Origin of the sequence: Streptomyces sp. MP131-18 (assembly GCF_001984575.1) — a bacterium.
Taxonomy (GTDB): domain Bacteria; phylum Actinomycetota; class Actinomycetes; order Streptomycetales; family Streptomycetaceae; genus Streptomyces; species Streptomyces johnsoniae.
On the sequence record NZ_LZNS01000001.1, the window covers coordinates 6,926,572 to 6,940,190 of the forward strand.

7 protein-coding genes and 1 riboswitch are annotated in these 13,619 nt (G+C 76.2%); of the genes, 3 read left to right on the forward strand and 4 right to left on the reverse strand.

Going from position 1 to position 13,619, the window contains the following annotated elements; translation table 11 throughout:
• Window positions 1-10: 10 nt before the first annotated feature.
• Window positions 11-129: riboswitch (SAM riboswitch) on the reverse strand.
• 192 nt (window positions 130-321) lie between these two features.
• On the forward strand, window positions 322-657 hold the full coding sequence (locus STBA_RS31040; protein WP_077062361.1) for a hypothetical protein: 336 nt from the start codon (window positions 322-324) through the stop codon (window positions 655-657).
• Between the two features lie 4 nt (window positions 658-661).
• Here the strand turns inward: STBA_RS31040 and STBA_RS31045 are convergent, their stop codons facing one another.
• On the reverse strand, window positions 662-1,708 hold the full coding sequence (locus STBA_RS31045; RefSeq protein ID WP_077062362.1) for a zinc-binding dehydrogenase: 1,047 nt from the start codon (window positions 1,706-1,708) through the stop codon (window positions 662-664).
• A 136-nt stretch (window positions 1,709-1,844) separates the two neighbouring features.
• On the opposite strand from STBA_RS31045, the gene STBA_RS31050 reads away from it, so the two are divergent.
• On the forward strand, window positions 1,845-3,068 hold the full coding sequence (locus STBA_RS31050; protein WP_077062363.1) for an acyl-CoA dehydrogenase family protein: 1,224 nt from the start codon (window positions 1,845-1,847) through the stop codon (window positions 3,066-3,068).
• Complete coding sequence (locus STBA_RS31055) at window positions 3,065-4,102, forward strand: phosphotransferase family protein (protein WP_077062364.1); 1,038 nt, start codon at window positions 3,065-3,067, stop codon at window positions 4,100-4,102. The genes STBA_RS31050 and STBA_RS31055 overlap by 4 nt, the downstream gene beginning before the upstream one ends.
• 19 nt (window positions 4,103-4,121) lie before the next feature.
• Here the strand turns inward: STBA_RS31055 and STBA_RS31060 are convergent, their stop codons facing one another.
• From STBA_RS31060 to STBA_RS31070, 3 genes are all read right to left on the reverse strand, one after another.
• Window positions 4,122-4,991, reverse strand: a complete 870-nt coding sequence (locus STBA_RS31060) for an alpha/beta hydrolase (RefSeq protein WP_171987820.1) — start codon at window positions 4,989-4,991, stop codon at window positions 4,122-4,124.
• Entirely contained in the window at window positions 4,978-12,501 is a 7,524-nt protein-coding gene (locus STBA_RS31065) for a type I polyketide synthase (protein WP_077062365.1), read from the reverse strand. The genes STBA_RS31060 and STBA_RS31065 overlap by 14 nt, the downstream gene beginning before the upstream one ends.
• Before the next feature lie 181 nt (window positions 12,502-12,682).
• Window positions 12,683-13,507, reverse strand: coding sequence for a GNAT family N-acetyltransferase (locus STBA_RS31070; RefSeq protein WP_077062366.1), 825 nt, complete (start codon window positions 13,505-13,507; stop codon window positions 12,683-12,685).
• Window positions 13,508-13,619 lie beyond the last annotated feature (112 nt).

Consider the following 13,619-nt stretch of genomic DNA (forward strand, 5'->3'; position numbering starts at 1 on the left):
AAAACTCCAAGATCCGCGCTTGCCACGGACCTTGCTGTCCGCGGCCCGGTCATCACCCGGAGCACCCCACCACGGCAGGAGGGTTGCCGGACAGCGGACCGGGGTCCATCAGCGCTGTCACTCGTGACCTTGTGGGTGATTCTGCCACACACCGCCGCCTCGTCGGCCACTCGCCCGTGGGATGAGGATCACACGAAGGAAGTACGCAGTGCATGCGGGCGATTGCACCGGGTAGCACGGGCGGTGTTCATTGGCCCCGATCACGGCGCTGCCCCGCAGCGGCGCCGCCACGCAGGGCCATTGCCAAGCCGAGAGGACATCATGCGCATTCGACACGCCGCGGGCACCCTGGCCGCCGCCGCCCTCATCGCCGTCACCGGACCGGCCGTCACCGCCCAGGCACAGACCGGGGAGTTCAGGTACCACACCCTCGGCGGCAACGAGAACGTCGTCGACCTCCCCGAGCCGTACCTGTGCTACCCGCTGGCCGACCCGGAGGAGCCCGCCGTGGGCGGCTTCAACGCGACGGTGTTCACCGCCCGCCTGTACGCGGACGGCGCCTGCACCTACGAGTTGCCGCGGGACATCCAGTCCGGCGCCGGATTCGAGAGCGAGGGGGCAGGCAGCGTGAAGTTCTTCCCGACGAGGAACGCCTGACCGTTCACGGCACGAGCACCAGGCGTACCGGCCGGTCCGCGCCGCTCGTCAGCCGTTCCACCGCATGTGGCGCCTCGGTCAGCGGCACCAGGCCGCTGACCGAGGGCCCCAGGTCCAGGCGGCCCGTCGTGGCCAGCCGGATCAGCTCCTCGATGTGCCCTGGTCCTGAACCGTAGTGGCCGCGCACCTGGTTGCCCAGGTAGCTGAACCGCGTGCCCTGCGTGATCGTCAACGGTTCGTGTGTCAGCCCCACCAGCACCAGCACACCGGCCGCGCCGAGCACCGCCGCGGCCTGCTCGCGCACCGCGGGCACGCCCGCGAAGTCGAGCGCGACGTCGAGGCCCGCGCCGCCCGTCGCGCGCAGCACCGCCGCGGTGAGATCGGGCGCCGCCGGGTCGAGGGCGGCGTCCGCGCCGAAGGCCAGCGCCCGTTCCCTGGCCACGGGCAGCGGGTCCACGGCGATGACCGGCACCGCGCCCGCCAGCCGCGCCAGGCGCACGGCGTGCGCCCCCAGGCCGCCCGCGCCCCAGATCCCCACCGACTGTGCCGGCCGCACCCCCGCCGTTCCCACGACGGCCGCATAGGGCGTGGAGACCGCGTCGGGGATGATCGCCGCCTGCTCGAACGGCAGCCCGTCCGGAATCGGCACCAGCGTGTCCTCGCGGGCCAGCGCGTACCGCGCCCACCCGCCGTCGTAGTCCACGCCGCGGGTCAGCACCCGCGGGCACGGCCTGCGGCGCACGCACGAGGGGCACACCCCGCAGCTCTGCCCGGCCGCCAGCAGGACCCGCCGCCCGGGCGCCCAGTCGCCCACGAGCCGCGGGCCGGCCGCGTGCACCACGCCCGCCACCTCGTGCCCGAGCGTCACCTTCTCGCCCGCCAGGTACAGCGGCCGCAGCGAGCCGTCGATCAGGTGCGCGTCCGAGAGGCACACCCCCGCCGCCCGCACCTCGATCAGCACCTCGCCCGGTCCCGGCTCCGGCACCGGAACCTCCTCGACGGTGAACCGTCCCGCCGCCACGTCAAGCCGTCCCGCAGGCATCGTCTCCACCGGCCGAACCGTAGCCCCGCCTCGCCGCGCGCGCCAGAGCGCGCCAGGCCGCGCGAGGGCACGCCCTGTTGAGCCGCGCCCCGCCCGCCGCTAACCTCCCCGGGCACGCACCCCACCACCGCACGAGGAGGCCGATGTGGACTTCGCGCACACTCCCCGGGCGCGCGGCTACCTCGAATCCGTGCGCCACTTCCTCGAATCGGAGATCCTGCCCGCCGAGGCCGCACACCGGGCGCATCTGAGCGCCGCGCGCGAACGGCCAGGACCGTGGACCGTTCCGCCCGTGACCGCCGAGCTGAAGGCCGGCGCCCGCGCCGCCGGACTGTGGAACCTCTACCTCTCCGACCCGGCGCACGGGCCCGGCCTCACCACTGCCGAATACGCCCCGCTCGCCGAGCAGATGGGCCACTCGCCGCTCGCGCCCGAGGTCTTCAACTGCAACGCCCCCGACACCGGCAACGCCGAGGTCCTGCTGCACCACGGCTCCCGCGAGCAGCGCGACCGGTGGCTCGCGCCGCTGCTCGCCGGTGAGATCCGTTCCGCGTTCTGCATGACCGAGCCCGGTGTCGCCTCATCCGACGCCACCACCATGGCCGCCACCGCCGTCGTCCAGGGCGACGAGGTCGTCCTCAACGGCCGCAAGTGGTGGAGCACCGGCCTCGGCCACCCCGACTGCCGGTTCCTCGTCTTCATGGGCCTCACCGACCCCGCCGCCGAGCGCCACCGGCGGCACTCCATGGTGCTCGTCCCCACCGGCACCCCGGGCGTCCGCATCGAACGGATGCTGCCCGTGCTCGGCCACTATGACGAGCCCTACGGCCACGGCGAGGTCACCTTCACCGATGTGCGCCTGCCCAGCGACGCGGTCATCGGCGGCCCGGGTCACGGCTTCGCCATCGCCCAGTCCCGGCTCGGCCCCGGCCGCATCCACCACTGCATGCGCCTGATCGGCCTCGCGGAGCGCGCCCTCCACCTCGCCTGCCGCCGCGCCACGGCCCGCACCGCCTTCGGCCGGCCGCTGGCCGACCTCGGCGGCAACCGCGAACGCATCGCCCGCGCCCGCATCGCCATCGACCAGGCGCGGCTGCACGTGCTGCACGCCGCCTGGCTGCTCGACACCCGGGGGCCCGCAGCGGCCCGCGGTCCGCTGTCCCAGGTCAAGGCGGCCGTGCCCGCCATGGCCTGCGACGTCGTCGACATGGCCGTCCAACTGCACGGCGCCGTCGGCCTCTCCGACGACACCCCGCTCGCCGCCGCCTACGCCACCGCCCGCGCGCTGCGCCTGGCCGACGGACCCGACGAAGTGCACCTCGCCCTCGTCGCCCGCCTCGAACTCGCCGCGCAGCAGGAGCAGTCGTGAACGCCGTCCGCGCCGAGGACGCCTTCGACGTCGCCCGCGTCGACACCTGGCTCAAACGGCAGCTCCCGCACCTGACCGGCACCCCCGAGGTCTCCCAGTTCACCGGCGGCGCCTCCAACCTCACCTACCTGCTGCGCTACCCCGGCGCCGAACTCGTCCTGCGCCGCCCGCCCGCCGGGCACAAGGCCGCGTCCGCCCACGACATGGCCCGCGAACACCACGTGCTCCAGGCGCTCGCGCCCGCGTTCCCCCTGGTGCCCGCCGTCCGCGCGCTGTGCCGGGACCCCGCCGTCATCGGCTGCGACTTCCTGGTGATGGACCGCGTGCCCGGCGTCGTCCTGCGCCGCGACCCGCCGCCTGGACTCGCCCTGGACACCGCCCGCGCCAGGGCCCTCTCGGAAACCTACGTCGACACCCTCGTCGAGCTGCACCGCGTCGAGCCCACGGCCCCCGGCCTGGCGGAACTCGGCCGTGGCGAAGGCTACGTGCGGCGCCAGGTCGAGGGCTGGACCCGCCGCTACGAACGGGCCCGCACCCCCGGCTCGCCCGACTTCGCCGCCGTCACCTCCTGGCTCGCCGCCCACCGGCCGGCCGACACCGGGGCCCGCGTCATCCACAACGACTGGCGGCTGGACAACCTCGTCCTGGACGCCGACGACCTGCGCGTGCGCGGTGTCCTCGACTGGGAGATGGCCACCATCGGCGACCCCCTGATGGACCTCGGCGGCGCCCTCGCCTACTGGACCGAGGCCGGGGACGGCCCCGCCGCCCTCGCCGCCCGCCGCCAGCCGAGCCACCTGCCCGGGATGTACACCCGCGCCCAGATCGTGGCCCGCTACTGCGCACGCACCGGCCTGCGCGCGGACCACTGGCCGTTCTACGAGACCTTCGGCCGGTTCCGGCTCGCGGCCATCGCCCAGCAGATCACCTACCGTTACCACCACGGCCAGACCCACAACCCGGCGTTCCGCGACCTGCCCGCCGTCGTGGCGGACCTGCACCGCCGCTGCACGGCCGCCGTCCGCGCCGCCTGACCCGGCCTCCGGCGCCGGGTCACCGTGCGCCGCAGGCCAGTTCGCCCACGGACCGGCCCGAGAAGAAGTCGTCGAGCAGCCCGACGAACTGCCTGGGCCGCTCAAGCCACATCAGGTGGCCCGCGTCCGGCACCGTCACGAAGGCCGCCCCGGGGATCATCGCCGCCACCCGCCGGCCCGTCTCCGGCGGCGTGCACAGGTCCAGCTCACCGGCGAGCACCAGCGTCGGCACCTCGTGCCCCCCGGACCGCAGCCGCGGATGGGCGAGGACCCGCGCCGAGTTCTCCGCGTACCGGACGGCCGCCTCCGGCGTCATCCCGGCGAACTGGGCGCGCAACAGCTGCGTCAGCGCCTCGTTCCGCCCGTCCGCGGCTCCGGCCCGCGTCCGCGGCGCCAGCAGCGACAGCATCACCTCCGTGAACTCCACGGTCCGGCCGGCCGCGAGCAGCTCCACCGTCCGCTCGTGCGTGGCCTTGGTGTGCGCCGGAACGCCGTCGAACGCGCCGCTGAGCACCATGCGCGCGATCCGGTCGGGACAGCGCTGCGCCAGGCAGTAGGCCACCAGCGATCCGTAGGACGCCCCCACCAGGTTGACCCGCGGCCGGCCGAGCCCGGTGAGCAGGTGCTCAAGCGCGGCGGCCAGGAAGTCGTAACCGTACCGGGCCGGCAGGTCGTCCGCGTCGCCCCAGCCCGGCAGGTCGACGGTGACCAGGTCGGCCATCGCGCCGAAGTACGGCTGGTGCTGCCGCCAGGAGTCCTTGTCCTGGAACGCCCCGCCCAGGATCAGCACCGGGTCGAGGCGCGGGCGGTGCGCTGCGACCACCCGGCAGCTGTATCGGAACCCCTCGTAAGCGAACTCCCGCACCTCGCCGGTGTCATGCCCGGACACCCGTATGCTCCTTCCGCGCGGCGCGGCCGACCCTGGGCACGGTGCGCCGGGCGAGGTCGGTGAGTCCGGAGGCGTTCATGATCTCCAGGGCCGGCAGGTCGCAGCCCAGGCGCCGCCGCGCCGCGACCACCAGCTCCGCGGCCATCAGCGAGTCCATGCCCAGCCGGTCGAGGCGGCGGGCCCGGTCGATGCGGTCCGGCTCGGTGTGCAGCACTCTGGCCAGCTCCTCCGCGAGTACGTCGGCGACCACGCCCGTGGCCTCCTCCTCCGACAGGCCGGAAAGGCGTCTGCCCAGCTCCTCGGGGCCCCCGTCGCGCGGCCGGCCGCCGCCCTCGGAGAGGACGGCCGCGAAGCGCGGACCGTTCACCCCCGGCATCACCTCGCGCAGCCGGTCCCAGTCGAAGTGCCCGACGGTGCCCACCCCGACGCCCGCCGCCTCGAAGGCCAGGCTCGCGGCGTGCGCCTCCGCCGGCGTCATCGGGTGCACCCCGATCCGCTCAAGGCGGCTCGTCAGCAGCGGATCGCGCGCCGCGAAGCCCGTCTCGCCCAGCGTGCCGAGCGCCACGGCCAGCCCGGGGGAACCCGCCGCGCGCCGTCGGCGGACCAGCGCTTCGAGATACAGGTTCCCCGCGGCATAGGCCGCCTGCCCCAGGTTCCCGACGCCCGCGGCGAACGAGGAGTAGGCCAGGAACAGATCCAGCGGCAGCTCCGCGGTCAGCCCGTCGAGCAGCGCGCCGCCGAGGAACTTCGGCGCCAGCACGGCCCGGATGCGCTCCGCCGTCAGCTCCGCGAGCGGCGCGTCGTCGATGTGCATGGTGGCGTGCACGACGCCCCGCACCGGCCGCCCCTGCGCCGCGGCCCGGGCGACGATCCCGCGCAGCACCGCCTCGTCCGTGACGTCCGCCGCGTGCACGGACGTCCGCGCGCCGAGGCCGTGCAGGGCCGCGAGCAGCTCGGCCGCGCCCGGGGTGTCCGCGCCGCGGCGCGACAGCAGCGCCAGGTGCCCGGCCCCGCGCCCGGCGAGCCGGCGCGCGGTGTCGGCGCCGAGCCCGCTGAGGCCGCCCGCCACCAGATAGGTGCCGCCCGGGTCCAGGGCGGGCGGCTCGGCGGGACGTTCCACCCGCGGCGGGCGCGTCAGGTCGATGACGACCTTCCCCAGGTGCCTGGAGTGCTGGAGCGCGGCCAGTGCCTGCCCGACGCCCGCGGCCGGCCACTGCCGGTGCGGCAGCGGCGGGTACGTGCCCGCCGCGACCCCTTCCGCCACGGCGCGGAAGCGCTCGGCGGCCAGCTCGGGCGCGGCCGCCGTCAGCCGGGAGGCGTCCACGACGAACACGCTGATGTTGTCCCGCAGCAGCCGCATCGGCAGCGGGCTGTCCGCATAGATGTCGCGCTTGCCCAGCTCGACGAACCGCCCGCCGGTGCACAGCAGTTCGAGGCCCCGGGTCAGGGCCTCGCCGGCCAGCGAGTTCAGCACGATGTCGACGCCCCGGCCGCCGGTGCGCTCCCGCACCTCCTCGGCGAAGCGCAGGCTCCGCGAGTCCAGCACGTGCTCGACGCCGAGCAGCCGCAGCAGGCTCCGCTTCGCGGGCGTGCCCGCGGTCGCGATCACGGTGACCCCGAGCGACCGCAGCAGGTGCACGGCGGCCAGGCCCACCCCGCCGGCCCCGCCGTGCACCAGGGCCGTTTCACCCGGTACCGGACGGGCCAGCCGTTCGAGGCCGTGGTGCAGCGTGAACCACACGACGGGCAGGGTCGCGCCCGCCGCGAAGTCCATGCCGTCGGGCAGGCGCCCGGCGGAGCGCGCGTCCGTGACGACGTGCGAGGCGAGCGAGCCCGGCGCCAGGGCGAACACTCGGTCGCCCGGCGCAAACTCCTCCACACCGGCGCCCGTTGCGCGGACCACGCCGGCGCATTCGAGCCCGAGCCGGTGCGCCACGGCCGCACCGTCCTCCGCCCCCGCGGGCAGCAGCCCGGTGGCGAGGAGCGCGTCGCGGTAGTTGAGCCCCGCGGCCCGCACCTCGATCAGCAGTTCGCCGGGGCCGGGCGCGGCGGTCGGCGCGGGCACCCAGGCCAGCCGCGGCGTCAGGCTCGCCTCGCGCAACTGGAGCCGGAACGGCGCCCGTTCCGCGACCTCGCCCTCGCCCTCGCCCGCGTCCGTCGTCGCGTCCGCATCCTCACCCGTGCCCCCGTCCGCCGCGGCGCCCAGCGGCAGCATGCGCGGCGTGAAGCGGCCCCTGCGGGTCAGCACCACCTCGTCGCCGTCGTCCGGCGCCAGCAGCTCGCGGGCCAGCCGCCGGGCGTCCGCGGCCGGATCGGGACCGCGGTCCAGCGAGATGCGGCGCACGGCGACCCCCGGCCGCTCGTTCCCGAAGGTGCGGGCGGCGGCCCACACGGCCGCGTCCCGCACGTGGGAGACGCCCGCGGGCGCGGGCAGCGCCCCGCACGGCCGCGTGACCAGGGACAGCGCGGCCCCTGGCGCCGAGACGAACGCCTCGTGCCCGGCGAGCGCGGCGAGGAACGCGGTGCGCCGCACCGCCTCGTCCAGCGCCCCCGCCGGGTCCGCCGCGGCCGGGTCGTCCGCGAGCAGGAAGACGACGTGCGGCGCGCCCCGCACACCGGAGAGCACCTCGCCGGGCAGCCCGCCCGCCGCGCCCGCGTCCACCACGGGCACCGGCGCCCCGGCCGCCGCGCCGAGCTCCGCGGCAAGGGCGCGCGCCGCCGCGTCCGCCGGCCGCTCGGCGGCCACGACCAGGCCCGCCCCGCCGGCCGCGGGCGGCCCGCAGTCCGCCGCGGCGGGCCCGCCCGCCCGGCGGGCGAGCAGCACGGACATCGCCGGCTCCGCGCCGTCCGCCACCGGCTCCCCGGCGCGGCACACGTCCGTGAACCCGCACTCGGCGAGGAGCGTCGCCCAGCGTTCCGCGGGCAGCAGCGGCGACGCGGTGCGCAGCTCCGTGTCGGTGAACGCCCAGAAACCGTCGAGAAGTCCGAAGGCGATGGCGCCGAGGCGCGCGTCGTGGAACTCGAACGCGAGCAGCTGGCCGCCGTCCGCGAGCAGCCGCGCCACGTTTCGCAGGCAGTCGCGCAGATCGGCCGTCACGTGCAGCGCGTTCGCCGCGACCACCAGGTCGAAGCCGCCCGCGGGCAGCCCCTGCGCCACCGGGTCCGCCGCCAGGTCGAGCGTCCGGTACTCGATGAAGTCGTGCGCGGCGAAACGGGCCCTGGCCCGCGGCAGGAAGGCGGGGGAGACGTCGGTGAAGACGTAGGTGGTGCGCTCCGGCGGCAGCACCTGGAGCAGCTCGGCGGTCATCCCGCCGGTGCCGCCGCCGACCTCGAGAATGCGCAGCGGCTGGTCCGCCGGCCACGCCTCGACCGCGGCCCGCAGCAGCTCCCGCGCCGTCCTGTTGTGGAAGCGGCAGTCCGGGGTGTCGCTGTAGAACTGCTCCACCAGGTGCCGGTCGGCATCGGCGAACAGCACCTCCACCGGGTCGGCCCGGCCGCACAGCACCTCGGCGAGGTGCTCCCCGCAGTGGCAGAACAGGGCGAGCGAACCCGGCTGGTCGAGCAGCGCGGCGGACAGCACGGCCCGCACCGCACGGCCGGGCTCCGGCGGCGCGGCGACGCGCCGCGGCGGCTGCTCCCCGCGGCCGTGGGGCGGCGCCAGCAGCCCGTGTTCCGTGGCGAGGCCGAGGAGCAGCCGGCACAGACCCGCGTACTTCGGCAGCAGCCCGGCGGCCAGCAGCGCGGGCAGCCCCACCTCGTCCGCGTCCGGCAGCAGCTCGGTCAGCGCGCGGGCCGCCAGCTGCGCCTGCACCTCACGTGCGGCGCGCCGGGCGCGTTCCGGCCGCTGGGCGCGGTGGGCCGCGGTCAGGGCGGCGCGCCGCGCCGCGCTCGCTGCCAGCAGCGCGCCGGGCGCGGGCAGGGCGCACGGCGCGCCGTCCGCCGCGCGCGGCGCGGCGCGCAGCACCGTCGTCAGGCGCTGCGCCGCGCTGTCGCCACGGGCGAACAGCCGCAGCCGGCAGCCCGTCAGCTCCATGACGATGCGCCCCGTTCGATCGGTGACGGTGAAGTCCCAGCCGACCTCGGTGCCCGTGACCTCCCGGCAGCGGGCGTGCAGCCAGCCCGCGGCGGGCACGTCGTCCCAGCTGCGGGCGCTCTCGACGGCGGCGGGTAGGAACAGGGCGTCCTGGCCCGTGAGTTCGGCCGCGAGGCAGGCGCCCGCCTGCATGACGCCGTCCAGCAGCGCCGGGTGGGCCCGGTAACCGTCGGTGTCCACCTCGCCGGCGAAGGCGGCAAGCGCCTCGCCGTCGCGCGCCCACAGGCCGGTGACGACGCGGAACGCGGGCCCGAGCCCGAGGCCGCGGCGCGCGGCCTGCTCGTACGCCTCCGCCGCGCCCGGCCAGGGCCGAAGCCGCGCCAGGACGGCGTCGACGTCCAGGGGCGGCGGCACGGCGCGCAGCAGCCGGCGTGCGCGGCAGCGTGCGTGTTCGCGCCAGTCGGCGTCGGCGCCCTCGCGGGTGGCGATCCGCAGGGCCTGGCCGTCGGGCCCCGCGGAGACCTGCACCCGCGGGCCGCCCGCCGCCTCGTCGTCCCAGGGCAGCACGATGGCGCGGCTGATCGCCAGGTGCTGGACCTCCACGGGACCGGGGGCGAGCTGCCCCGCGGCGGCGAAGGCCATCTCCAGGTAGGCCACGCCCGGCATCACGACGAGGCCGTCCACCCGGTGGTCGGCCAGCCACGGCACGCGGGCGGGCTCCACGGGGCCCGACCAGACGGCGTCCCCGGCGGGCAGCCGGGCGCCGAGCAGCGGGTGGGGGCCGCCGCCCGCTTCGCCTTCGCCGGAACGCGACCACCAGCCGGGGGCGCCGTTCCAGTGCCGTTCCCGCTGCCAGGAGTAGGCGGGCAGGTCGACGACGCGCCCGGGCTCGGGGAAGACCGCGGACCAGTCCGCCGCGGCGCCCGAGGCCAGAATCCTCGCCACCGCCCGGTGCATCCGGTCCGGCCCGTCGTCCTCGCGGCGGCACGTGGGCACGATGGCCGCCGGCTCCGCCCGCAGGTTGGTCACGCGCCGCAGGTAGGGCGTCAGGACGGGGTGCGGACCGATCTCGACCAGCACGTCGCAGCCCTCGGCGAGCAGCGCCTCGGCGGCCTCGGCGAACAGCACCGGCTCGCGCACGTTGCGCCACCAGTAGTCGCCGTCGAGGTCCGTGCCGTCCAGCAGCGCCCCGGTGACGCCCGAGGCGAACGGGAGGGCGGGCCGGGCCGGGCGCAGCCGGGCGAGGGCGGCGCGCAGCGGCTCCTCGATCGGGTCCATGGACCGGCTGTGGTACGCGTAGTCGAGGTCCAGCATGCGGAAGAACACGTCCCGGCCGCTCAGTTGACGCCCCAGCTCCGCCAGGTCGGCCGCGGGCCCGGCGAGGGTGACGTCGCGCGGGCTGTTGACGCCGGCGAGCTCGACACGGCCGCCGAACGCGGCCAGTTCCTTGCGTGCCGCCGCCTCGGGGAGCCCCACGGCCGCCATCCGGCCCGCGCCCGCCGTGGCGGCCTGCGTGCGGCTGCGCGCGGCCACGACCAGCGCGGCCGCGGGCAGGTCGAGGGCACCGGCCGCCCAGGCCGCGGCGATCTCGCCGACGCTGTGCCCCAGCACCGCGGACGGCGTGATGCCGTGCGCGCGCAGCAGGCTGACCAGACCGGCCTGGACGGCGAACAGCAGCGGCTGCGCCACGGCGGCGTCCGCCAGGCCCGGGTCCGCATGGACGCCGGAGGCCAGGGCGGCGGCCACGGACCACCCCAGGTGGCGGGCCAGCGCCTTGTCGACATCGGCCACGGCCGCCGCGAACGTTTCTTCGCGGGCGAGGAGCCCGGCGCCCATCCCCGCCCACTGCGAGCCGTTGCCGGAGAAGACGAACGCCGTCCGGCCCCTGGCCACGGCCGTCGCCGTGGCGGCCCCCGGCGCCCGGTCGCCGGCGGCCAGCGCCCGCAGGGCGTGCGCCGCCTCGGCGGGGCCGTCGGCCAGCACGACGGCGCGGTGCTCGTGGTGCGCGCGCCGCCTGGTGGCCGTCCAGGCCGCGTCGCGGAACTCGGCGTTCCCGGCCGCCGCGAGGCGGTCGGCCATGCGGCCCGCCATGGCGGCCGCGGCGCGCGGCGTGCGCCCGGAAACGGTCAGCGGAACGGGCCGCGGGGCCGGTGCCGGCCGGGGCCGCGGCGGCGGGGGAGCGGCCAGCACGGCGTGGGCGTTCGCACCGCCGAAGCCGAAGGAGTTGACGCCGACGACCGGCCTGGCCGCCGCGGCGGGCACCGGCAGGTCGCCGAGCACGGGGGCGAGGCCCCAGGCGTCGAACGGGATGTGCGGGTTCAGCGGCTCGGCGTGCAGCGTCCGCGGGATGCGGCGGTGCCGGAGCACCAAGAGCGCCTTGAGGAGACCGGCCATCCCCGAAGCGCACTCCTGATGGCCGAGGTTGCTCTTGACGGAGCCGATCGGCAGCGGCCCCGCGGTGCGGTGCCGGCCCAGCGCGTGGCCGATCGCGGCGCACTCGATCGGGTCACCCGAGGGCGTGCCGGTGCCGTGCGCCTCGAAGTAGACGAGGTCGTCGGGAGGCACGCCGGCCCGGGCGTAGGTCTCCCGCAGCAAAGCTTCCTGGGCGGCCGAGTTGGGCACCGACAGGCCGGCGGTGCGCCCGTCGCTGTTCGCGCCGGTGGCCAGGATCAGGCCGTGGACGCGGTCGCCGTCGGCCAGGGCGTCGGCGAGCCGCTTGAGCAGCACGGCGCCGCCGCCCTCGGAGCGGACGTAGCCGTCGGCGTCGGCGGCGAAGGAGCGGCAGCGCCCGGTGGGGGAGAGCATGGCGGCGGCGGAGAAGCCGACGAACGGCGCGGGGTTGAGCAGGATGCTGACCCCGCCGGCGAGCGCCGCGCGCGAACGCCCGGCCCGCAGGTGACCGCAGGCGAGGTGCAGGGCGGTGAGGGACGAGGAACAGGCGGTGTCGACGGCGGTGCTCTCGCCGTGCCAGTCCAGGGTGTAGGAAATGCGGTTGGCCGCATTGGCCGCCGTGCCACCGGCCATGGTCCAGGCGTTGACACTGTCGGTGTCCGCCGCCTGGAGATCGGCGTAGTCGTGGCCGGAAATGCCGATGAACACCGCGGTGTCCGAGCCGGCCAGCGCGGTCCCGTCCTGCCCCGCGTCGTCCAATGCTTCGACCGCGAGTTCGAGCAGCAGACGCTGCTGCGGGTCGATCCGCGACGCCTCGCGGGGGGAAATGCCGAAGAATTCCGCGTCGAACTGACTTACGTCGTCGAGAAATCCGCCCGCCGCCGTGAGGCTGCGTCCCGGGCGCGGTCCGCGGGCGTCGACGAACCGCCCGGTGTCGAAGCGGTCCGGCGGTACGGTGGTGACCACGTCCCGGCCCTGCTCCAGGATGTCCCAGAGCCCGGCCAGGTCGTCGGCACCCCCGGGCATCCGGCAGGCCACGCCCACGATCGCGACGGTGTCTTCTGCATCTGCCACAGCGTCTGTCACGGGTAAGTCTCCACGCTCACGGATGTCGAACACCGGTAAAAAATGACGGTGTGATGCGGAGTTGGTCGTCGAGGAGCCTCGCGCATCCGGAATGCCCTGAAGCATGGGTACCAGACGCACCGTGAATTCCGCCAATGGCGTTCAGCCGAGCATCATTTCTGCATATGAACGGGATAGCCGTTCACTCAGGATAGTCTTTTCCGACCGGCCGGAGCACGTGAGGAGTCGTGATGCTCAGCGGTGAGAAGCCGAGGCGGGCGAGGATCGGGCGGCTGAGATCGGAGGCGTCCGCGTACACGTAGCGGTGGCCGAGCGCCGCGGCACGGGCGGCCCGGTACGCCACCAGGGCGCGGTAGATGCCGCGGCCCCGCCACTCCGGCGCGGTGCCGCCGCCCCAAAGACCCGCGAACGGCGCGCCGGCCACCAGCTCCATGCGGGCCGCGCTCACTGCCCGGCCGTTCGCCAGGGCCAGCACCGCGACGGTCGTCGTGCCGCCCGCGGCCGGTGCCCCGGCCCCGAGCTGCGCGTGCAGCCGCAGCCGCAGCCGGGGCGGCAGCGACCCGCCGAACGCCTCGTCGTGCACGTCCGCGAGCGCGGCGATGTCCGCCTCGTCCGCCACGGCGCGCAGGCGGACACCCGCGGGCGGCTCGTCCGCGGCCGACAGGACGGCGGTCTCCGCGACCATCAGCGTCTCCGGCGGCTCCGGCACGAAGCCCACGGCCCGCAGCCGGTCCGACAGGTCCCGCGGCCGGTCGTGCGAGTAGACCTTCCACTCGAACTCCCGGCCGAGCGCGGCGGCATACGCCGTCTGCGCGGCGATGTCCGCATCCGCCGTGGACGCGTCGAGGTCCGACCAGAGCACGCCCTCCCAGGCGCCGGCCGCCGCGTCCACGCCAACCTGCCGCACCACATTCCCGGCGTGCTCGACGCGGGCGCCGGGCGCGTCGGCCACCGCCCCGCGCCGCATCGTCCGGTCGAACAGGTCGAGCACCGCAGCATGATCCATGGGCCCACCTCAGCAGGGCGCGCCGGGCCCGGCAACGGGATTACCGCCGGGCCACTGCCGGACAGCGCCGCGCGGACGATGGCCCGCGCCATGCCGTCGGCCGCCTCCGCGA